This window comes from Nocardia sp. CA-135953 (assembly GCF_050955735.1).
Taxonomy (GTDB): Bacteria; Actinomycetota; Actinomycetes; order Mycobacteriales; family Mycobacteriaceae; genus Nocardia.
In genome coordinates, this window is the sequence record NZ_CP192082.1 from 5,084,856 (window position 1) to 5,106,882 (window position 22,027).

Genomic DNA, 22,027 nt, shown 5'->3' on the forward strand with positions numbered 1-22,027 from the left:
GAGATCAGGAGGCGGATGTGACGCGTTGGTGGCAACGGCTGTTCGGCGGCAACGAACCTGAACCGCTCGATCCGACCCGTTCCGATCTGGTAGTCGTAGCGGAGTGCTTCGATGACTCCGAGGCGTGTTCGACAACACTCGCGCGCGCTTCGGCTCTCAAAGCCGACGAGCCGGCGCTGCTGCGCCATCACTTGCGCATTCCGCCCGATCGGATCGATGCGGTGTGTGCGATCGCGGCCCAGGACGGTTACGCCGCGGCGCCACGCACCGAAGGTCCACACGAACTGGAATCGCTGATCCTGCAACGGGTTCAGCTGCTCGACGCACTGCATTGTTCGCAGGAGCGGGCGCGGATGGTCGGTCTCGCCCAGCGCCACGACGGCGTCACGGACGGCTGGGACGCCCTGCAACCGGGTTCCGCGACCGCACAGCGGTAATAACGTCTCGACCACTACGCTCTATCGCGACAGACTGGTGCGCGAACCAGTGGTGACAGGAGAAGTGGACATGCGCAGCTGGCCCCAAGTACTCGGGACCCTTGCCGATGGTGGCGATCTGGCAGCGGACGACACGACCTGGGTGATCGACGAGATCTTCACCGACAATGCGACGCAGGCACAGATCGCCGCATTCGGTGTCGCGATGAAGATCAAGGGCCCGACTCCTACCGAACTGTCCGGCATGGCCGCAGGCATGCTCGGCCACGCCCGCCTGGTGCACGTCGACGGCGACGCGGTGGACATTGTCGGGACCGGCGGTGACCGGTCCGGTTCGGTGAATATCTCGACGATGTCCTCGATCGTGGTGGCCTCGGCCGGTGTGCCCGTTGTCAAGCACGGCAATCGCGCTGCCTCCTCGAAAAGCGGTGGCGCCGATGTGCTGGAGGCATTGGGCGTGAAGCTGGCCCTCGGCCCCGAGGCCGTGGCTCGTTGCGTGCGCGAAGTCGGCATCGGCTTCTGCTTCGCGCCGCTGTTCCACCCCGCGTTGCGCTTCGCCGGTCCGGCCCGCAAGGAGATCGGCATCCCCACCGTTTTCAATGTGCTCGGCCCGCTCACCAACCCGGCGCAACCGCGCGCCGGACTGGTCGGCTGCGCGTTCCCCGAACTACTGCCGGTGATCGCCGGGGTTTTCGGCGAGCGCGGCGCCAGCGCCATCGTGGTGCGCGGCAATGACGGCCTGGACGAGATCACCACCTCCGACACCACCGACGCATGGGTGGTATCCGGCGGAAAACTGCGCGAAACCACCATCGATCCGACCCGCATCGGCATCGCACGGGTCGAGCTGGACGCATTGCGCGGCGGCGACGCCGAGGTCAACGCCGATGTCGCGCGCAGCGTGTTCGCCGGTACCACGGGCCCGGTGCGCGATGCGGTACTGCTGAATTCCGCCGCCGCCATCGTCGCGTACGAGTTGTCCCAGGGGGTCGGCGATCCGGATGCCGAAATCCACGACGTCATCGCCGCGGGCATCGATCGCGCTGCCGAAGCCATCGACACCGGCAGATCCGCAGCCCTGCTCGACCGCTGGGCCGAGCTCACCAACACCCTCGGCGACAACTGACCGCCGCGGCGCGAATCGTGCGCCGCGTGCCGGCAGACGTCTTGTGGCGGTACAGGTTCGCTGAGTCCGGCTCACTCGCCGAGGGAGAAGCCCGCTTCGACGTCGGCGCTGGAGTAGGACTTGAAGGCGATGTGGGTGGTGGTGCGGGCGACGCCGGGGGTCTTGTCGATCCGGCCGGTCACCACCTCGGCGATCTCCTCGTGGTCGCGCACCCGCACGATCGCGATCAGGTCGACATCACCCGCGCAGGAATAGACCTCGGTGACGCCCCCGGTATCGGCGACCGCCTGTGCGGTCTCCGGAATGCGGGCGTTCTCGGCCTGGATCATCACGATCGCGGTAATCATGGCTGTCAGCCTAGGCGGTCACCGCCCTCGTACTCCGCGAGTTCGGCCTCCGGCCCGTGCAGGCGTGCCCGTGCGGCCGCCTCGGCGAGATCCGCCCACCCGGTCCAGCGTCCGGCACTTCGGATCGGATCGCCGTACCCCTCACTGGTGCGCACGATCCGCACCCCCGGCCGCCCCAACCATCGCGTCACCAGACCGACCTCTTCCGGCGAGGCACCGCGCAACGGCGGCACCGGATCGGGCAATACGGTCTCCGAAGCCGCGACGATGCGTTCGATCACCGGCATGGGTGGCACACCTCGCACCGAGGTGCCTGCCCCCGCCAGCCGCCCATAGCGGATCACCGCGTACTCCCAACCGCCGGCACCGTCGGGATGCGCCGCGATCAGTTCGGCGATCCGCGCCACCGCGGCGAGTCGCTGGGTACGGTGCAGCGCACGCACCACCGCGACGGTCCGGTCGCGCAGCCGGGCGGCGGCCTCGAAATGTTCGGCGCGCGAATGGGTTTCGATGCAGTCGAGCATGGCCCGCAGCGCCGCGTCGGAATGCCCCGCGAACAGCGCCTGAACGGCCGCGGCGGCGGGTTCGTATTCCTCCCTATATATAGGAGTGCCGCCGACGGCCGCCGGACATCCACCGACCACCGCGGGCGGACAGTCGTGTCGACCGTCGCGCGGCAGGCGCGTGGTGCAGGTGCGCAGACCGCCGTGCTCCGCGATGGTCAGCGCGATGTCGTTCGCGTCCATCCGGGAAGGGAAGGGCCCCAACGCATCCGCGGTCGGTGTGCGCGCAATCGCGAATCGGGGAAAAGGTTCGTCGGTCAGCGTTATCCACCAACCGCGCTTCGGGAATTTCGACCGCCGGTTATAAGGCGGCGTATGCGCGACGATCAGTCGCAGCTCGCGCACCCCGGCCTCCAGACCGTGCGCGCACACCACGTGGTCGACCCGGATGGCAAGGGAGACCATCTCTTTCATCCGGCCGCGGGTCTCGGATCCGGTGAAGTAATTGCGTACGCGTCGGCGCAGGTTCACGGCCGTCCCTATATAGAGGACTTCGTCGGAGGGTCCGCGGAAGAGATAGACGCCTGGACTCGACGGCAGATCATTGGCGAGCACGCGCTTGGCGCGTTGGCGCGGTGTGACATTCGGCAGATAGTCGAGCAGTTCGGTCAGGCTGTGCACACCGAGATTGCCGACTCGACCGATGAGGGCGTGCAGCACGTCCACTGTCGCCCTTGCGTCGTCGAGTGCACGGTGGTTCGGCTGGGTGCTCGCACCGAGCAGCGGCGCGAGCACCCCGAGCCGGACCGAGGGGGCCTCGTCGCGGGCGAGGACGCGCCGCGCCAGCTTCACCGTGCACACCACCGGCCCGCTCTGCCACGGCGTGTCCATTCGGGCCGCAGCCGCGCGCAGGAAGGCCATATCGAACCGGGCGTTGTGCGCGACCAGCACCGCGCCCTTGGCGAATTCGAGAAAACCCGGCAGCACCGCCTCGATCCGGGGGGCCTCGTAGACCATCGCGGTGGTGATCCCGGTGATCTGCACGATCGCGGGCGGGATGGCCCGTCCCGGATTCACCAGGGTCGCGAACTCCCCCAGCACCTCACCGCCGCGCACCTTCACCGCACCGATCTCGGTGATGGCGTCGCCTTCGGGGCTGGTGCCCGTGGTCTCGAGGTCGACGACCACGAAGGTGGTGTCGTAGAGCGGCGTCTCGAGCTCGTCGAAGGCCAACTGCAGTGCGGCGGCCTGGCGCGGCGTCGGATCGGGCACGGCGTGCAGCGTAGGGCCTCGGTACGACAGGAACCGCCGGGAAAGCCACCTGGGATTTCACCAGAGAAATGTCGGAATTACACGGCGAGGATTTCGCTTCGTTTCCCACGAAATGATCTAGAACACCAAAAAGTGGTGCACATCACATTATTCGGCAAATTGCATCAATCGGGCAGACACGCCCGGGTGCCCGACGTCGGCACCCTCGGCGTGCTACCGACGATGCTAACGAGAAGACCGTTCGGTCCGACTCGCCCGGGCGTATACACACCGAGATACCGTTGCGACCTGGGGAATTTCGAGAATCTCGGCGTCTGAGACGCGGCGCCCGCAGATGCCGGGCAGGCCGGCAGCGGTGCCGCCATCCCTGGGAAATCACGCGTCGTTATCGTTTCGTGATTGGTGTGACATAAGTCGCACATATTCGGCGGCAAATTTGTTGAGCACCGCCATTTCGGATGTCTCCGGCTTTACAAAACACCGTGATGTGTTCGTAACCTTTTCGAGACCTCACGGAGTTCGGCGCACCACCCGACGGTGCTTCGACACGCAGTCCGCCGCACCACCGGGTGCGGCGTCGTGGGGCAGATTTGGAGGTACCGCATCATGGCGACCAACACCGTCAAGCGACACGCCAAGCGTGCCGTCGCGGCCGGAGCCGTCGGAGCTGCCTCGCTCGGCATCCTCCTGTTGCCCGCCGCGCCCGCCTCGGCCCAGCCGGTCACCATCCCCGGCGTCGGCACCTTCGATGTGCCGAACGAGATCCCGATCCCGCAGGGCATCCCGGGCATCGAGGTGCCCAACCCCGGCCCGCTGCCGTTCATGGCCCCCAAGAAGTCCGTCGGCGATATCGCGCTCGACGCGGCGTTGAGCAAGGTCGGCTCGCCGTACGTCTACGGCGCCGCGGGCCCGAACGCCTTCGACTGCTCGGGCCTGGTCAAGTGGTCCTACCAGCAGGCCGGCGTGGAGCTGCCGCGCACCAGCGGTGAGCAGCTGAACGCGGGCACCCCCGTCTCGCTGGACGACCTGCAGCCGGGCGATCTGGTGTCGTTCTACGGCGGCAGCCACTCCGGCCTGTACGCCGGTGACGGCAACGTGGTCCACGCCTCCACCTCCGGCACCCCGGTGAAGCTCGCGCCGATCTCCTCCATGCCGGTCGCCGGCGCGCGCCGCTTCTGAGCAGCTCTTTCGATCATCCCGCCCGGCAGTACGAGATGGCCGGGCGTCGGGACGGCACGAGTGATCGTTTTGTGGCCCACTGGACACAGACGTCCGCCGTTCCGTAACCTAATCGAGACCTTCCCGGCTTGCGGGGTTCGCCGCAGCAGTTCCGCAGCTTGCGGAGGCAGCAAGATCGCTTCACAAGAGAAACGGGGCCTGGCGCGCTGTGACAGCACATCACCGGAGACATCGCAGGAAACGTCTGGTGGGAGGGGCATTAGCGGCCGCGGTCTTGGGCGCCGCGCTCTCCGGTGGCAGTCCAGCCGGAGCCGATCCGGCAGCCTTGCCGACCACGGCCGGTGAGGCCGTACAGCGGATGATCGACCTGTCTCGAGAATCCGAGCAGCTCAATCAACAGGCACTCGAAGCACAGGCCGACCTCGATACCAAACTCGACGTGCTGCACGATGCCGACGCCGCACTCGCGGCGGCCACACAAACCGCCGATGGGGCCCGCGAGGAAGTCCGCAGGTTCCAGCCGATCGTCGATCGCACCGTGATCGCCGCCTATCAGGGCGCGCGCACGAGCCGGCTCTCCGCTGTCCTGTTGAGCGATTCGCCGCAGCGTCTGCTGGACCAGATGTCCACCATCGACGTGATCTCGGCCAAGAACTCCGAGCAGCTCAATCTCTACCGGCGGGCGACCGCCACCGCGACCGAGGCGGAAAAGGCTGCACGTGCCGCCGCCGACACCGCACGCGCGGCCTCCGATAAGGCCGACCAGGTGCGCGCCGATCTCGAGCGCAAGCGGGCCGGTCTGTCCGGATCCATCGCGCAGGTTGTCGAGGCGTGGGGTCAGTTGTCCACCAAGGACAAATCGGCTCTGGCCGGATCGCCATTCCCACCCGGGTTCGATACCGACACCCTGCTGCGCGGGCTGGTTCCCGGCAGCGGCACCAGCGCATTGGCCGCCGGACTCACCCGCATCGGCGACCCGTATGTCTGGGGCGCGACCGGACCACACCAGTTCGACTGCTCCGGCCTGGTGCAGTGGGCCTTCAAACAGGTCGGCAAGGATGTGCCGCGGACCAGTTCCCAGCAGGCCTCCTACGGCACCCCGGTGGACAAGGCGGATCTGCAACCCGGCGACGTCGTGTTCTTCTATTCCGATATCTCCCATGTCGGCATCTATGCGGGCAATGGAATGATGCTGCACGCCTCCACATTCGGGGTTCCGGTAGCCGTTGCGCCGATGGGGTCGACGCCTTATAACTCGGCTCGGCGATACTGATCAGCTATGAGTAGCTTTCGGCGGGCCCACGCCTGGTTGTTCGTGCGGCGCCGCTTCCAGTTCGTCGCCACCTTCGTGATGGTCACCGTACTGACGGGCACCTGCGGTGCACTGCTGATGATGCCGAATTCGGTACTGCCGAAACTGCGTGCGGCTCAGCCGACTTCGATCGGCAGCCTGCGCGCCGCCGATGACGATCCGCGCCTTTCCTCGGTGCGTCGCACGCTCGAACCCTTCGGGCAACTCGTCACGGAGCAGGTGCCGACCGGGAACGGCCAGGAGTCCCTCGTCGTCGGTCATCCGGCGCAGCGGGCCGAAATCGATACGCTCGCGGGCGAACTCGCCGCCGCGACCACTGCCGTCACCGGGGTGTGGGGGCCGGGCTGGGCCCAGTCCGCGATGGTCGTGGTCGCGTCGAATCCGTCGGAGTTTGCCGCGCTGGTCCGCTCGGGTGCGAGCATGCCCGCCGATGTCGCCGCGGCCTCGGTCGCCGATCCGTTCGTGCCCGGGACTCAGCCGACCGGCCAGCGCGTTGTTTTCAGCTCCGATGCCGGACGCCGCCTCGACGCCGACGGTCTGCGCACGCTGCTGCGCCATGAACTCACCCATATCGCCACGCGAGCCCAAACCTTCGATGGCGCACCGCAGTGGATGCTCGAGGGGTTCGCCGAATTCGTGGCCCACCTCGGCACCGGACATCAATTCGCCGATATCGCGCCGACAGTGGCCACCCGCATTCGCGCCGGAGATGTCCCCGGCGATCTCCCGTCCGCCGCCGACTTCGCCGGCAGCGGTGCCGTCACCGCCTATGAGCAGGCGTGGTCGGTCTGCGCGTTCGTCGCCGACAAGTTCGACCAACCGCGCCTGGTCGAGCTGTATCGCCGCATTGCCGCGGGCAAACAGGACCACGCCAGCGAGGACCTCATCATGCGCGATGTGCTCGGCACCAGCCGCGACGAGCTGGTCGCCGACTGGCGCGGTTGGTTGTCGGCCCGAGCCACTTGAGCCGAGCGTCGACGCAACCCCGACCACGACGGAGCTGTCTTACGAGCGAGGAGGTCGCGGCTCGTCTCGCGTCCGAGCCGTCGAAGCGCATGCGACGAAGTCGCGAGTCTCGACGGTGCCGCTCGCGACTGCTTGCAGGTCGCTCGAAAGGGTAGGCCGCGAGACACCAGGGGGCCGCGAACACGCAGCCCGAAGGCGCTGCGATTAGACAGAGCGCCGCAGGCGCGGCAAATCCAACACAGTAGTTTGTTCGCATGGCCCGAACTCTGCTGGTTACCAATGATTTCCCGCCGCGGCCGGGCGGTATCCAGTCGTATCTGCAGGCGTTGGCCGGTGAGCTGCCGCCCGATGATCTGGTCGTTTACGCCCCGCGGTGGCGTGGCGACAGTCATCTGAAATTCGATGCGAAGCAGAAGTTCCAGGTGGTGCGCCACCCGACCACGCTGATGTTGCCGACCCCGCTGGTGCTGCGGCGGGCCGCGCGTCTGCTGCGCAGCGAGAAGTGCGACACGGTGTGGTTCGGCGCGGCGGCGCCGCTGGCACTACTGTCGCCGATGCTGCGGCGAGCGGGCGCCACCCGGATTCTGGCCAGCACGCACGGTCACGAGGTCGGCTGGTCCATGCTGCCGGGCGCGCGGCAGGCATTGCGCGCGATCGGTGAGCACACCGATGTCGTCACCTATGTCAGCAGATATACGCGTGGTCGGTTCGCCTCGGCATTCGGGCCCGATGCCGCGCTCGAATATCTGCCGCCGGGAGTGGATACCGATGTGTTCCGGCCGGATCCGGCAGCGCGCGCGGAATTGCGCGCGCGCTACGGCCTCGGCGATCGCCCGACCATCCTGTGCCTGTCCCGGCTGGTTCCGCGCAAGGGCCAGGACGCGTTGATCGTCGCCATGCTCGAGATCCGTGCCCGGATTCCCGGTGCGGTATTGGTGGTCGCGGGCGGCGGACCGTACGAGGACAAGTTGCACGGGCTCGCGGCAGCCATCGGCGTCAGCGATGACGTGGTCTTCACCGGACGGGTCCCGTCCAGTGAGCTGGCGGCCCATCACACCCTGGCCGATGTCTTCGCCATGCCGAGCCGCACCCGCGGGGCCGGACTCGATGTCGAAGGTCTGGGCATCGTGTACCTGGAGGCCTCGGCATCCGGAGTACCGGTGGTCGCCGGACGTTCGGGCGGTGCGCCGGAGACCGTGCTGGAAGGCAAGACCGGCCGCGTCGTCGACGGACGCAAGACCACCGAGATCGCCGACGCCATCGTCGAGATCCTGTCCGACCGCGATGCCGCCGCCGAGATGGGCGCAGCGGGACGCGCCTGGGTCGAGGAACAGTGGCGCTGGGACAGCCTGGGCGCGCGACTGCGCCAGCTGCTGCAATAAAGGCGACGGCGGCTCACAGGTCGGGGCTGTGATCTACTACGCTCGGGCTGTGAACGAGCGTCAGCGAGTGAACCAAAGACACAGCGCGCATCTGCGCACGGTGGAGCGGGGCGCAGCCGTGAGTGAGCGTAGCGAGCGAACCATGTGCCAGCGCGCTCTGCGCACGGCGGAGCCGAGCGTCAGCGAGGCGCAGCCGTGAACGAGCGCAGCGAGCGAACCATGTGCCAGCGCGCTCTGCGCACGGCGGAGCCGAGCGTCAGCGAGGCGCAGCCGTGAGCAGTATTCAGATCGCTGATCAGACGTTTGTCGCCGCCCCTGGGGCCGCGGTCGCCGAGATCCTGGCCGGGGCGAACAATTGGCGCCGCTGGTGGCCCGATCTGACCCTCGGCGTCCGGGAAGACCGGGCCGACAAGGGTATTCGCTGGTCGGTCACCGGTGCGCTGACCGGAACCATGGAGGTATGGCTCGAGCCCGCACTCGACGGGGTGATCCTGCACTACTTCCTGCACGCCGAGCCGAAGGCGCCGACACGGGATCCGGCCGCCGCGAACCGGGCGCGCCGGGTCGCGGGCAAGGATATGTCGTTCGAGATCAAGGCCAGGCTGGAGGCGGGCCGCGCGGCCGGCGTCGCGCCGGCACACGCCGCACCGACCGCCCGCTGACGCACACGAGCACAGCACAGCAGCTGAAAGGAATCGTTGTCCGCCATGGCCGACAGGACCCAGAGGTCGATCATCATCGATGCACCGTCGCGGCGGGTGATGTCCGTCATCGCCGATCTGGAGTCCTACCCGGAGTGGGTCTCGGCCGCGAAAACCGTTGAGGTGCTGGAGAAGAGCGCCGACGGCCGGGCCCGGACCGCGCGCTTCGTGCTCGATGCCGGAGTCGTCAAGGACACCTACGTGCTGTCCTACACCTGGCGGCCCGACGATAAATCGGTCAGCTGGACGCTGATCAGCGGCGAACTGCAGAAGGCGCAGGACGGCACCTACGAACTCGTCGACCAGCCCGACGGCACCACCGAGGTGACCTATGAGCTGACCGTCGACCTGAATATCCCGATGATCGGCATGTTCAAGCGCAAGGCCGAGAAGGTGATCACCGATACCGCGCTCAAGGAACTGAAGAAACGGGTCGAAGGCTGATCACGCACAAGCCCGAGGCGGCCGGTACTCGGGTCGAACTATTCATCGGCAAAGGCGGAGTCGGCAAGACGACGTTGGCCTGCGCTACCGCCATGGCCTATGCCCGGGCGGGGCAGCGAGTGCTGGTGGCCTCGCTGGATCAGGCGCATTCGCTCGGTGACGCGCTCGGCTTCCGATTTCCGCACGATCCCGGCACCGTGCCCGGGATCGCGAGCGTACTGTCCGGACTCGATGTGATCGAGGTCGATTCCCTTGCGCTGCTGGAGGATCGGTTCCGCGAGGTGGTGCGCGTGCTCGCGACCGGAACCGACCACGATCACGGCATCGACCTGGCCGCACTGGATCCGGCCGAGCTGACCGGACTGCCCGGTGTGCAGGAACTGCTGATGCTGGTGGAGATCACCCAGTTCGCCACCGAGGACGACTGGGATGTGATCGTCGTGGACTGCCCGCCCTCGGCGGATATGTTGCGTATCATCACCGCGCCGGAAACCCTGCTCGGATACGTGGAGCGGATGTGGCCGCCGCATGCGCGGACGATGAGCATGGTCGGCACCGATCTGCGGCGCGCGGTGCTGGCCACTACGGTCGAGCGGATCGTCAAGGCGGTCACCGAGGTGCGCGATCTGCTCGCCGATCACCGACGAACCGGTGCGCGACTGATCACCGTCGCCGAACAGGTCGCCATCGCCGAATCGGAACGGGTGCGTTCGGCGGCGGCACTGCTCGGTCTTCGGTTGGACGCGGTGGTGGTGAACAAGGTGCTGCCCGCCGTGCCCCCGCCGACCGCACTCGAGGTGGCCGCCCATCCCGCCGTGCAGTGGTATGTCGATCGACGCGCCGAACAATTGGATGTGGTGAACCGGCTGCGACGGGGTATGAACGGGACACGGGTGCTGATCGCACAGCACACCGGGCCCGAGCCGGTCGGGCTCACGTCCCTGTCCGCGCTGTCGTATGCGGTGGATTCGGGTGAGCGGTTGAATGCCGACTCGAAGCTGAGCGACAATCCGGCGGAGGTTCGCACAGGTTCCGGCGAGCCGGTGGTTCGATTGGAATCGGGTGCCGGTCTGCATTCGGTGTACGCGTTGCGGATGCACCTGCCCGTCGTCGATCCGGCGACGCTGCGACTGGGACGAGTGGAGGACGATTTGATCGTGGGAGCGGACGGGGTCCGGCGCCGGGTGCGCCTGGCGCCGGTATTGCGACGGTGCACGGTCGACGGCGCCGAACTCGACAGCGGCTATCTGATCGTGCGATTCCACCCGGACCCGGAAGCGTGGCCGGTATGAGCGAGCGAATCATGTCACAGCGTGCATCGCGCACGCCGGAGCGGAGCGCTGGCGAGGCGCGGGCATGAGCGATTCGAACGACTGGCCCGGCGCTGCCGAGCCCGGTGACGGCCTCGGCGAATTCGCCGCGGAATTGAAACTGCTGGCCGAGGCGGTGCTCGAACGGGTCGAACCCGTGCTGCGGCGCGCCGCCGACGGCGAGCCGGACTGGTCGAGTTGCAGTTGGTGCCCGGTCTGTGCCGCCGCGGCGCTGGTGCGCGGTGAGCATCACGATGTGCTCGCGGTGGTGGCCGATCACGGTACCGCGATCGTCACGGTGCTGCGCGAGGCACTCGCCGGGGTGCCGGTCGATCCGGTGATGCCCGAAGACGGTGTGCCGGATGATCATTCGTTCGCCCCCGAACAGTACGACGACCCACCGGACACGGAATCCACACCCGCCGACGCGGATACCCGCACGCGGCAGTCGAACTCGTCCGGCCGCAAGCGATCCCGCTATGTCGGCATCCCCGTGACGATCAAGGCATGACGGCGCGAGTAGCGGATCCGCGACCGCTGACCGTCGGAATCGACGTCGGCGGCACCAATATTCGCGCATCGGTGGTCGACGGCGACGGCGAGGTGCTCGACACCGTGGTCGCACCCACACCGCATTCGGCGCGGGCACTGGAGAACGCGCTGCACCGCGCGGTCCGCGAACTGCGCCGCAGACATCCGATCAGCGCGGTCGGCCTCGCGGTGGCCGGATTCATCAACGCCGATCGCTCGACGGTGCGCTTCGCACCGCATCTGCCCTGGCAGGACACCCCGGTCGCGCAGCGGCTCACCGAACGCCTCGAACTACCGGTGATCCTCGAACACGACGCCAATGCCGCCATGTGGGCCGAGTACCGCTTCGGCGCGGCGGCCGGCGGGCACAATTCGGTGCTCGTCGCAATCGGCACCGGCATCGGCGCGGCGCTGCTCATCGACGGCGAACTGTATCGGGGCACGCACGGCGTCGCACCGGAGTTGGGGCATCTGCAGGTGGTGCCGCAGGGCCGATCCTGTCCGTGCGGTAAACGCGGCTGCTGGGAAAGGTATTGCAGCGGAACGGCTCTGGTCGATACCGCCATCGAAATGCTGGCCACCGATCCGGTGCATTCGACGGTGCTGGCGCGCGAGGTGCTGCGCGATCCCGGTTCGCTGACCGGACGCCGGGTGGCCGGGGCCGCCCAGGACGGCGACCCGTTGGCCGTCGCGGTTATGGCCGATTTCGCCCGCTGGCTCGGGCTCGGGTTGGCCTTCGTCAGCGATATCTTCGATCCCGGACTGATCGTGATCGCCGGTGGCGTAAGCAGTTCGGCGCCGCAGTTTTTGGACGAGGCACGCGAGGAGTACGCGCGGGCGATCACCGGCGCCGGGCATCGGCCGCTCGCCCGGATCCGGACCACACAGCTCGGTGAGGCGGCGGGGATGATCGGCGCGGCAGAGCTCGCCAGGGCCACCCTCGCCGAGACCGGCCGCGGCCGTTCCTGGGCCGCTCGTTCCACCCACTGAGCGGTCCGTTATCAGTCCTCGAGAACATGTGGTGAGATACGCCGCTCAGCTTGGATGTGATCTGTAACCAGCGGTAAAGTCGGCAACAGACGGTTGTACTCGTAAACGATCCCGGCCGCGGGGGTTAGGACGCCATGCTCTACTGGATGCTGAAGTACCTGTTCCCGGGACCGTTCATGCACCTCTACAACCGTCCGACGGTCGAAGGCGTGGAGCATATCCCCGCCGACGGACCAGCCATCCTGGCCGGGAACCACCTGTCCTTCTCGGACTGGTTGTTCGCTCCGCTGATGAGCCCGCGTCGGATCAGCTATCTCGCCAAGGCCGAGTACTTCACCGCCCCCGGCTTCAAGGGTCGGCTGCAGAAGTTCTTCTTCAGCGCCACCGGCCAGTACCCGATCGACCGCAGCGGCGCCTCCGCGGCCGAGGACGCGCTCGACGCCGCACGCAAACTGCTCGACAAGGGTCACCTCGTCGGCCTCTACCCGGAGGGCACCCGCTCCCCCGACGGTCGCCTGTACAAGGGCAAGACCGGCTTGGCGCGGCTCGCACTGGAGACCGGCGTGCCCGTCATCCCGGTCGCCGTCATCGGCACCTTCGAGGTCTGCCCGCCCGGCCCGTTCCGCTGGCGCCGCCACAAGGTCACCGTCAAATTCGGTACCCCCATCGACTTCTCCCGCTACGACGGTATGGGCGGCAACCGTTTCGTCGAACGCGCCGTCACCGATGAGGTCATGTACGACCTCATGCAGCTCGGCGGCCAGGAATACGTCGATGTCTACGCCGCCAGTCTGAAGAAGGGCGTCCCCAGCGGCTCCGCCCCCGAAGCCACCCGCATCCCGGAGACGGCCGCCGGCTAGTCTCCCATTCACTTCCACGAGCCCGGTGCCGAACGCACCGGGCTCGTTCGGTTTTCGGCCAGGCATTCCGTTGCCTACCGAACTTGCTTGCCTCGCAAAGGTATTCACAATTGAGTGTGCCGGCGACCCGGAGCTCTTCCGCTGAGGGTGTTGGGTGCCGCATTCGCACCGGCTGGGGGAGCGTTCGATATCCAACGTGGATGACCGCATCAATCCGGCCGCCGAGGGCGGGCGCGGTGTTGGCCGAGCCGACGATGGGAGTTCACATGGCGTTGGACTCCCTGCGCCAAGGTGGGTCAATGACTGGTTCGGACTTCGGCATCTCCCGGCGCACCCTGCTGCGCACCTCCGCCCTCGGTCTCGTCGCGGTCCCCGCACTCGCCGCCTGCTCGAACGACGGGCCCACACTGGTCCATCCGCGCCCGAAACTCACCCACGGAGTCGCGGTGGGCGATCCGCGCACCGACGGCGCACTGATCTGGGCGCGCTCGGATCAGCCGGCGAAGCTTATCGTGGAGACCGCGGCCACCGAATCCTTCACCGACGCCAAACGATTCACCGGCCCGATGCTCACCCCGGACTCCGATGGCACCGGACGCGTGCGCGTCAACGGTCTGCCGGCGGGCCAGCAGGTGCACTACCGGGTCACCCTGGAAGGTGAGGACGGCGCCACCTCCGAACCGATTACCGGTGTGTTCCGCACCGTGCCCACCGGCGCGTCAGATATCAAGCTGCAGTGGTCCGGCGATGTGGTCGGCCAGGGGTACGGCATCAACCCCGAACTCGGCGGTATGAAGATCTTCTCCGCCATGGCCGCGCGCGACCCGCACCTGTTCATCCACTCCGGTGACTCGATCTACGCCGACGGCCCACTGCAGGAATCGGTGACGCTGCCCGACGGCCGGATCTGGCGCAATACCGTCTCCGAGGCGAAAAGCGCTGTCGCGCAGACCCTGGCGCAGTTCCGCGGCAACTACGCCTACAACCTGACCGACCAGAACTACCGCCGCTTCAACACCTCGGTCGCCCAGGTGGTCCAGTGGGACGACCACGAAACCGTCAACAACTGGTACCACGGCGGTCTGGTCGCCGAGACCAAGGGCTACAGCGAGCGCAGCATGGACGCCCTCGCGACGCGCTCCTGGCAGGCCTTCCACGAGTGGATGCCGTTAGAGCCCAAGGAGGCGGTCGACAGCCGCCTCTACCGCAAGATCTCTTACGGCCCGCTGCTGGACATCTTCATCCTGGATATGCGGACCTATAAGGACACCAACGACATCGACAACGGACCCACCGGTCGCATCTTCGGCCCGGAACAGACGAAGTGGCTCATCGAGGGTCTGCGCGATTCCAAGGCCACCTGGAAAATCGTCGCCAACGACCTGCCGCTCGGCCTTGTCGTCAAGGACGGTGAACAAAAAGTCACGGCCTACGAGGGCCCCGCCAATGGCGACAACGGCGCCCCATCCGGCCGGGAAACCGAAATCGCCCAGGTACTCTCGGCGATCAAGGCGAACAAGGTGGGCGGCGTGGTCTGGCTGACCGCGGACGTGCACTACACCGCGGCCCACCACTATTCGCCCGAGCGCGCCGCCTTCACCGACTTCGACGAGTTCTGGGAGTTCGTGTCCGGACCGCTGAATGCCGGTGCGTTCGGCCCGAATCCGCTCGACGGCACCTTCGGTCCGGAGGCGGTCTTCGTGCACGCGCCGACCGTTCAGAACGCCTCACCGCTGGACAGCTTCCAACATTTCGGTGAGGTGCTGATCGACGGCAAGTCAAGGGAACTGACGGTCAACCTGTGCGATGCGACCGGATCCGTCCTGTTCAGCCAGCGGCTCGCGCCGCCGGTCCGGTAACCCGTAGAGATCGAACGAGCATCGGAGGCCGCGCTGTGGTTAGCTTTCGATCCATGAGCACGCCGCACACTGTCGCCGCCGAAGAATATCTACCTCGTGACACCGCGGATGTCGTTCGTACGGTGCGGAACTCACGCGGTCGCGCGGAAAACCTCACGGTGCGTGGCGGCGAACCGATAGACGATGGTCTGTCGTTACCCGATCCGCGCGCGGTGGTATCGCTGCGAAAAATGAATGCGGTGCTCGATATCAACCTCGGCAGGCGCACCGTGCGAGTGCAGGCGGGCGCCAAACTGTCCGATATCGATCGCCGCCTCGGCGCGCACGGGCTCGGTCTGCCGATCGTCGGCGACCACCGCGATATCACCGCGGGTGGTTTCGCCTCGGTCGGCGGTGTCAGCACGGCATCGCACAAGTACGGCATGTTCATCGACCAGATCGTGGACCTGGAGTACGTCGATCCGGACGGACGCATCGGCACCTGCGGTCGCAACCACCACACCGAGCGTTTCCACCGGATCCTCGGCGCGGGCGGACGCGCGGGCATCATCACCGCACTCACCCTCGATGCGGTCGATATCGACAAGGACCACACCTGGCTCACCACCGACGCCGATCGCTTCCTGGACTTCGACTCCTTCGTCGAACACGCCTACGCCGAAATCGCCCGGCCGGGCAATGTCGCACTGCAGGTCGGTCGTTGGGTCGATACCGCGCCACTGAAGGTTTCGCGCCCGGTCGGCACCGGCCATGTGCAGTTGGGGACCGTGCGGTTCGGTCAGTGGTCGAGCCTCTACCCGACCACGCCCACCCGCTCGCTGCGGGCGCGCCGTGAGGTCGGCACCAAGACCAGGAAGTCGTTGGGCGTCATCGCCTCTGCCGCGGGCGGCCGCGCGGGTGCACCGGTGCGCAATGCCGCGGCGGGAGCACTCATGTTCGCCCCGAAGGTGCTGACACTGCGCGATGCGGAGTATCTGGCCGATACGGTTATCAGCTCCTCCGAGCGCGGACCCGCCTACCGGGTCGCGATTTTCGCGCCGCTGTCGACCTACACCTCGGTTTTCTACAGACTGCACGATTTGTTTGCTGGACACCGGGAGCGGACCGGATGCTTCACCGTCATCTCCGCGATGACCTACGGCGTGCGCTCGAAGTACCTGCGTGAGGAGGCGCAAGCGCGCGGGCTCGCGGTCGAGGACCACGGACTGATCACCTTCACCTGCCGTTTGCGGCCCTCGGCGCTGCCCTCAGAACTGTTGCGCGACATCGTTACCGGAATCGATGAGATCTGCGCGTCCGAACACGCCCTGCGGTACGACTCCACGGATTAGACTGTGTCGCGCCGCTTATAGTCGCCAGCAAATAGCTTCACCGTCCATGCGGCGGTTCGGCTATCTGTTGGCGACGGCGGTCGACTTCGGCACTGTCGGCGGGGTGTCGATGCGTTGGTTCAGCCCATCTACGGTGAAGGTTGCTCTGATGCTCGAATTCCGCACTGCCCCGACCCGTTTGCCGGATCGTAAGCGTCAGCGGCCCGAATCCGTCGATGGGCTGCGGGTTCTCGTGACGGACGCGTGTTCCGAAATCGGTCACGCCACAGCCACACTGCTTGCCGCACACGGTGCGCAGCTGCTGCTCGTCGCCCGGCGCGGGGACCAACTCGTCGCCGGCTGCCATCAGATCGTCGATGCGGGCGGCGCGGCGAGTTGGTTCCGCTGCGATATCTCCGCACTCGGTGATGTCGATCAGCTCGTCGACTGGGTGCTCAGCGATTTCGGCCGCGTCGATGTGCTGATCAATAATGCGGGCCGTCCGCTGCGCCGACCCGTATCGCAATCCCTGGACCGCTTCCGCGACTACCAGCGCATGATGGCGACCTACTACTTCGGTCCGCTGCGCCTGACGCTCGGCCTGCTGCCCGCCATGCTGGAATCCGGCTCCGGCCACGTCATCAATGTGGGCCCGTGGAGCCTGAAGACCGGTGCTACACCGAATTTCGCCTCCTACGCCAGCTCCCAGGCCGCCTGGACCACCTTCGGTCAATGCGCGGACGCCGAGCTCTCGCCACGCGGCATCCAGGTGACCGCTGTCCGGTATCCGGCCGTCCAACCGGATACCGGAACAATCGCGCACTACGTCACCGAGCCCGCCATGGAACCGACCGACGCCGCCCGGCTGATCGAAACGGCCATTCGCACCCGCCCGGCCCGCCTCCAACCCCGCTTCGCGCGCACTCTGCGCGGACTGGCCGGCGTCGCCCCCCGCTCCACCAACCGCATCCTGTCCCGCCTCGCCTCGCTCTGACCCCACGCGGCAGCACCGCCGACGGTAGTCGAATGGTGGCTTCGAGGCCCCTCGACAACCACCATTCGACTACCGTCGGCGACATCCCCAGGCCCGGCAACGCCGAAGCGTCCCACCGGAGTCCGGTGGGACGCTTCGGAAAGAGCTATTCGCTCAGTGCTTTTCGGGGCCGAGGTAGTACTCGAAGACCAGGCCCGCGGCCGCACCGAGGATGCAGACCACGCCGATGCCGATCAGCCAGAACTGGAAGAACGCCAGGCCAAGGGCGGTGATGGAGCCCGCGCCTGCCAAGGTGATGGGCCAGAAGCTGCCGGGAGAGAAGAAGCCCAGATCGCCCGCGCCGTCCACGATCTCGGCATCCTCGTAGTCCTCCGGGCGCAGGTCGAGGCGACGTGCGACGAATCGGAAGTAGGTGCCGATGATCAGCGACAGACCGGCGGTCAGCACTGTCGCGGTGGTGCCCGCCCATTCGACACCGGTCCGCGACTGGCCGGTGAAGTAGCCGTACACGATTGCCACGATGACGAAGAACACCGTGAGCAGTTCGAAAATCCGCGCTTCGATCTTCATGTCAGATCAGTCCTCACTTGCTCTCTACCGCGGACGCGCTCTTGGTGTCGCGCTTGGTGTTGAACGGCTGTGTGGTGGTCGCGACCGGGGATTCACCGATGGACTCGAGCGCCTCGGCGTTGGTCTTACCCGCCTTGCGCGCATCGATGTACTTGGTGAACTTCTCCGGCGATACCGCACGGACCTCGAAGTTCATCATCGAGTGGAAGGTGCCGCACATCTCGGCGCAGCGGCCGACGAACGCGCCTTCCTTCTCGATCTTGGTGATCTGGAAGACGTTATCCGAGTGGTTTTCCTTCGGGTTCGGCATCACGTCGCGCTTGAACAGGAACTCCGGCACCCAGAAGGCGTGCACCACATCGGCCGCGGCCAGCTGGAATTCGATGTTCTTACCGGTCGGCAGCACGAGCACCGGGATCTCGGTGCTGGAGCCGACGGTCTCGACCTTGTCGTAGTGCAGGTAGGACAGGATGTCGTTCTCCGGCTTGCCGTGCACCGGGCCCGGCTGCGGGTGACCGTCCTTGGTCCGCTCCTTGTACTCCTCGAGCTGCTCCTGGTTGGCGTCCTCGCGGGCCTTGTCGATGCCGTCGAAGCGGTAGCCGTCCTTGAAGTCGACATTGCGGTAGCCGAACTTCCAGTTCCACTGGAAGGCGGTCACGTCGACAGTCACGTCCGGGTTGGCGACCTTCTCGTGCACGTAGTTCTGCACGACCACGGTGAAGTAGAACAGCACCGCGATGATGACGAACGGCACGGCCGTGTAGGTCAGCTCCAGGGGAACGTTGTAACCGGTCTGGCGCGGGAACTCCGGGGAGTCCTTCTTCTTGCGGTGGAAGGCGACGGTCCAGAAGGTCAGACCCCACACCAGCACACCCATCGCCAATGCCGCGATGACCGACCAGGTCCACAGCTCCCGCATCCGGGTGGCCTGTGGCGTGATGCCCGAGGGCCAGCCGAATCGCAGCCAAACATTGTCGATCGAGCAGCCCGAGACGAGCATCGCGGTGATCCCCAGGGACACCGCCAGCCCGGCCCGCCGAAGGATGCGGCCCTGCCGACCCTTCACGGGGCGTGCCCCGATCTCGTCGCTCGCCTTGTGCGCCACGCTCACGCCTTCCTGGTCGCCACACATTCCGACAGTGCACCGCTCGGGGTGCGATCGCCCGGCGGTACGTCTTAAGCACGTTTCAGGGCATTCCGTCGGCCGCTTGCTTCGCGCGCGATCCAACTGAGAATGTCCTGAGTACTACGCAGCGTAGACCAAACCGGCGCCCCGTTTGACGTCGGGTCGTATTCGACACTCCGCCGCCCGGGGGTTGATCCGGTCACCCGGACATCGTCGCAGTACAAGGCGTGCGATGCGACCGGATCGGCCAGGTGCGATGCAGGCGGACACAACATTTCGCAGTGCAACTGTCCGGTGGGCGCGACACACGAATCCGTCCGGTGCGGCATACTCGGACACGAGATTTCGTCCTGTGCGCCCACCTATCGGGCGCAGCCACCCAATGAATCGGGCCAGCGCCCGGACCGAAGCGGAAACGAGGTTGCCGACGCCGTGTGTGGACTGCTCGGATTTCTGACATCTGATGCGGCAACCGACGACCGTCGGGGACGGCAGCCAGCGGAGCTGGCGGGTTGGGCGAACACAGTAGAGCGGGTGTACGACGCCCTGCACTGCGTGCGCCATCGCGGCCCGGACGAGCGCGGCACCTGGCACGACGATCATGTGATCTACGGCTTCAACCGGCTGTCGATCATCGATATCGAGCATTCGCACCAGCCGCTGCGCTGGGGTCCTGCCGAGAACCGGGAGCGCTACGCGCTGACATTCAACGGTGAGATCTACAACTACATCGAGATCCGCGAGGAACTCGCGAAGGCGCATGCCGAGGAGTACCCGGACGGGAAGATCTTCGAGACCGAGGGCGACAGCGAGGCGATCGTCGCGGCCTTCCACTACTGGGGTCCGGAGGCGGTGCGCAAGCTGCGCGGCATGTTCGCGTTCGCGATCTGGGATACCGAAACCCAGGAGTTGTTCCTGGCGCGCGATCCGTTCGGGATCAAGCCGTTGTTCCTGGCGACGGGGCCCGGCGGCACCGCGTTCGGCAGTGAGAAGAAGAGTCTGCTGGAGTTGCTGCCCGCACTCGGGCTGTCCGATGCGCTGGATCCGCGGGCTTTGGAGCACTACACGGTGCTGCAGTACGTGCCGGAGCCGGAGACCCTGCACAAGGACATCCGTCGCCTGGAATCCGGACACTACGCGACCGTGCGGGCGGGCGAGGCGCCGCAGGTCACCCGCTACTTCGATCCGCAGTTCAAGGTGCGGGCCTTCGCACCCGGTTCGGCGGCCGCCCGCTACCGCGATATCGCCGAGGCCCTGGAGGACTCGGTCGCAAAACATATGCGCGCGGATGTGACGGTCGGATCGTTCCTGTCCGGCGGCATCGACTCCACCGCGGTCGCGGCGCTGGCGATGCGGCACAACCCGAAGCTGATCACCTTCACCACCGGTTTCGAACGCGAGGGCTACTCCGAGGTCGATGTGGCCGCCGAGAGCGCGGAGGCGATCGGCGCGCGGCACATCGTGAAGGTGGTCTCCCCCGCCGAATTCGCGGCCGCGATCCCCGAAATCGTCTGGTACCTCGACGATCCCGTGGCCGACCCGGCGCTGGTTCCGCTGTACTTCGTCGCCAAGGAGGCACGCAAGCACGTCAAGGTGGTGCTCTCCGGCGAGGGCGCGGACGAGCTGTTCGGCGGATACACGATCTACCGGGAACCGTTGTCGCTCGAGCCCTTCGAATACCTGCCACGTGGCGTACGCAAGCTGGCGGGCAAGCTCTCGGAACGGATTCCGGACGGCACCCGCGGTAAGAGCCTGCTGCACCGAGGCTCGCTTCCCTTGGAGGAGCGCTATTACGGCAATGCGCGCAGTTTCAGCGATGCGCAGTTGCGTGCGGTGCTGCGCGAATTCCGGCCGGAATGGACCCACCAGGACGTCACCGCGCCGATCTACGCGCAGTCACGCGGCTGGGATCCGGTCGCGCGCATGCAGCATCTGGATCTCTACACCTGGCTGCGCGGCGACATCCTGGTCAAGGCCGACAAGATGACCATGGCGAATTCGCTCGAGCTGCGCGTGCCGTTCCTGGATTCCGAGGTGCTGAAGGTCGCCGAACAGCTGCCCTACGAGCAGAAGATCACCAAGCAGACCACGAAGTACGCGCTGCGCCAGGCACTCGAGGGCATCGTCCCGCCGCATGTGCTGCACCGCGCGAAGCTGGGTTTCCCTGTCCCACTGCGGCATTGGTTGCGTGGCACCGAACTCTACGACTGGGCGCACCTGCAGATCGCCGAATCACAGACCGATCACCTGCTGGACAAGGGCGCGATCAAGGGCATGCTCGAAGACCATCGCGCAGGCCGCGGCGACCACAGCCGCCGGTTGTGGACGCTGCTGGTCTTCATGGTCTGGCACGGGATCTTCGTCGAAAAGCGCATCACCCCCGACATCCAGGAGCCGGTCTACCCCGTCTCGTTGTAGCCCCTCGCGCCGCGCACATTGTGTGTTGCGCAGCACGGCGGCACCGTTGTCGCCGCGCAATGCGACTGTGCCGCACATCTTTTCAAACGCCGCGCATGGATGCGCCCAGCGAATTCGTGCGCGGCGCAACTAGCACGCGAATCAGAGCGACGCGCCGCCATCATCTCGGCGCGACGCGACTGTGCCGCGCATTTCTTCACACGCCCCGCATGGATTCGCCCAGCTAATTCGTGCGCGGCGCAACTGCTCAGCACGCGAATCAGAGCGGCGTGCCGCCATCATCTCGGCGCGACGCGACTGTGCCACGCTTTTTCGCACGACGCGGATGGATTTGCCGGCGAATTCGTGCGCGGCGCGCTAAAGCGTGCGCAGCGGGGCGTTGGCCGAGCG

20 protein-coding genes are annotated in these 22,027 nt (G+C 66.7%); 16 read left to right on the forward strand and 4 right to left on the reverse strand.

From position 1 onward, the window contains the following. Positions 1 to 17 precede the first annotated feature (17 nt). Together ACQPXH_RS23345 and trpD are read left to right on the forward strand one after the other, a co-directional pair. Positions 18 to 437 carry a hypothetical protein gene (locus ACQPXH_RS23345; RefSeq protein ID WP_433598636.1) on the forward strand — a complete coding sequence of 140 codons (420 nt, stop codon included), beginning with the start codon at positions 18 to 20 and terminating at the stop codon, positions 435 to 437. Positions 438 to 507: 70 nt separating this feature from the next. After that, on the forward strand, positions 508 to 1,563 hold the full coding sequence (gene trpD / locus ACQPXH_RS23350; RefSeq protein WP_433598637.1) for an anthranilate phosphoribosyltransferase: 1,056 nt from the start codon (positions 508 to 510) through the stop codon (positions 1,561 to 1,563). A 71-nt stretch (positions 1,564 to 1,634) separates the two neighbouring features. Here trpD and ACQPXH_RS23355 read toward each other — a convergent pair whose 3' ends face one another. Next, positions 1,635 to 1,910 carry an Lrp/AsnC family transcriptional regulator gene (locus ACQPXH_RS23355; protein WP_433598638.1) on the reverse strand — a complete coding sequence of 92 codons (276 nt, stop codon included), beginning with the start codon at positions 1,908 to 1,910 and terminating at the stop codon, positions 1,635 to 1,637. A 5-nt stretch (positions 1,911 to 1,915) separates the two neighbouring features. Continuing rightward, positions 1,916 to 3,685, reverse strand: a complete 1,770-nt coding sequence (locus tag ACQPXH_RS23360; RefSeq protein ID WP_433598639.1) for a DEDD exonuclease domain-containing protein — start codon at positions 3,683 to 3,685, stop codon at positions 1,916 to 1,918. A 606-nt stretch (positions 3,686 to 4,291) separates the two neighbouring features. On the opposite strand from ACQPXH_RS23360, the gene ACQPXH_RS23365 reads away from it, so the two are divergent. The 13 genes from ACQPXH_RS23365 to ACQPXH_RS23425 all read left to right on the forward strand — a co-directional run bounded on the left by ACQPXH_RS23365 (position 4,292) and on the right by ACQPXH_RS23425 (position 17,523). Next, complete coding sequence (locus ACQPXH_RS23365) at positions 4,292 to 4,864, forward strand: C40 family peptidase (protein ID WP_433598640.1); 573 nt, start codon at positions 4,292 to 4,294, stop codon at positions 4,862 to 4,864. A 247-nt stretch (positions 4,865 to 5,111) separates the two neighbouring features. After that, positions 5,112 to 6,137, forward strand: coding sequence for an NlpC/P60 family protein (locus ACQPXH_RS23370; protein ID WP_433598641.1), 1,026 nt, complete (start codon positions 5,112 to 5,114; stop codon positions 6,135 to 6,137). 6 nt (positions 6,138 to 6,143) lie between these two features. Continuing rightward, complete coding sequence (locus ACQPXH_RS23375) at positions 6,144 to 7,142, forward strand: hypothetical protein (protein ID WP_433598642.1); 999 nt, start codon at positions 6,144 to 6,146, stop codon at positions 7,140 to 7,142. Positions 7,143 to 7,396: 254 nt separating this feature from the next. After that, positions 7,397 to 8,524: a glycosyltransferase family 4 protein gene (locus ACQPXH_RS23380; protein ID WP_433598643.1), complete on the forward strand. Its 1,128-nt coding sequence runs from the start codon at positions 7,397 to 7,399 to the stop codon at positions 8,522 to 8,524. Between the two features lie 272 nt (positions 8,525 to 8,796). Further along, the gene (locus ACQPXH_RS23385) at positions 8,797 to 9,186 is read left to right on the forward strand and encodes a polyketide cyclase / dehydrase and lipid transport (protein ID WP_433598644.1); all 390 of its coding nucleotides are present in this window, start codon (positions 8,797 to 8,799) and stop codon (positions 9,184 to 9,186) included. Positions 9,187 to 9,231: 45 nt separating this feature from the next. Continuing rightward, a complete protein-coding gene (locus ACQPXH_RS23390) occupies positions 9,232 to 9,669 on the forward strand; it encodes an SRPBCC family protein (protein ID WP_387294858.1) in 438 nt (145 codons plus the stop codon). Beyond that, on the forward strand, positions 9,669 to 10,961 hold the full coding sequence (locus tag ACQPXH_RS23395; RefSeq protein WP_433603559.1) for an ArsA family ATPase: 1,293 nt from the start codon (positions 9,669 to 9,671) through the stop codon (positions 10,959 to 10,961). The genes ACQPXH_RS23390 and ACQPXH_RS23395 overlap by 1 nt, the downstream gene beginning before the upstream one ends. A 64-nt stretch (positions 10,962 to 11,025) precedes the next feature. Then, on the forward strand, positions 11,026 to 11,490 hold the full coding sequence (locus ACQPXH_RS23400) for a hypothetical protein (protein WP_433598645.1): 465 nt from the start codon (positions 11,026 to 11,028) through the stop codon (positions 11,488 to 11,490). Next, positions 11,487 to 12,500: an ROK family protein gene (locus tag ACQPXH_RS23405; protein WP_433598646.1), complete on the forward strand. Its 1,014-nt coding sequence runs from the start codon at positions 11,487 to 11,489 to the stop codon at positions 12,498 to 12,500. The genes ACQPXH_RS23400 and ACQPXH_RS23405 overlap by 4 nt, the downstream gene beginning before the upstream one ends. A gap of 134 nt (positions 12,501 to 12,634) precedes the next feature. Continuing rightward, positions 12,635 to 13,360 carry a lysophospholipid acyltransferase family protein gene (locus ACQPXH_RS23410; RefSeq protein ID WP_433598647.1) on the forward strand — a complete coding sequence of 242 codons (726 nt, stop codon included), beginning with the start codon at positions 12,635 to 12,637 and terminating at the stop codon, positions 13,358 to 13,360. A 299-nt stretch (positions 13,361 to 13,659) separates the two neighbouring features. Next, positions 13,660 to 15,219, forward strand: a complete 1,560-nt coding sequence (locus ACQPXH_RS23415) for an alkaline phosphatase D family protein (RefSeq protein ID WP_433598648.1) — start codon at positions 13,660 to 13,662, stop codon at positions 15,217 to 15,219. A 53-nt stretch (positions 15,220 to 15,272) separates the two neighbouring features. Beyond that, complete coding sequence (locus ACQPXH_RS23420; protein WP_387294846.1) at positions 15,273 to 16,550, forward strand: FAD-binding oxidoreductase; 1,278 nt, start codon at positions 15,273 to 15,275, stop codon at positions 16,548 to 16,550. A gap of 46 nt (positions 16,551 to 16,596) precedes the next feature. Continuing rightward, positions 16,597 to 17,523: an SDR family NAD(P)-dependent oxidoreductase gene (locus tag ACQPXH_RS23425; RefSeq protein ID WP_433598649.1), complete on the forward strand. Its 927-nt coding sequence runs from the start codon at positions 16,597 to 16,599 to the stop codon at positions 17,521 to 17,523. A gap of 153 nt (positions 17,524 to 17,676) precedes the next feature. Here the strand turns inward: ACQPXH_RS23425 and ACQPXH_RS23430 are convergent, their stop codons facing one another. Both ACQPXH_RS23430 and ctaC read right to left on the reverse strand, forming a co-directional pair. Beyond that, positions 17,677 to 18,093: a cytochrome c oxidase subunit 4 gene (locus ACQPXH_RS23430; protein WP_433521963.1), complete on the reverse strand. Its 417-nt coding sequence runs from the start codon at positions 18,091 to 18,093 to the stop codon at positions 17,677 to 17,679. 13 nt (positions 18,094 to 18,106) lie between these two features. Then, the gene (ctaC, locus tag ACQPXH_RS23435) at positions 18,107 to 19,159 is read right to left on the reverse strand and encodes an aa3-type cytochrome oxidase subunit II (protein WP_433603560.1); all 1,053 of its coding nucleotides are present in this window, start codon (positions 19,157 to 19,159) and stop codon (positions 18,107 to 18,109) included. 492 nt (positions 19,160 to 19,651) lie between these two features. On the opposite strand from ctaC, the gene asnB reads away from it, so the two are divergent. Then, positions 19,652 to 21,637: an asparagine synthase (glutamine-hydrolyzing) gene (asnB, locus tag ACQPXH_RS23440; RefSeq protein WP_433598650.1), complete on the forward strand. Its 1,986-nt coding sequence runs from the start codon at positions 19,652 to 19,654 to the stop codon at positions 21,635 to 21,637. Positions 21,638 to 22,027 lie beyond the last annotated feature (390 nt).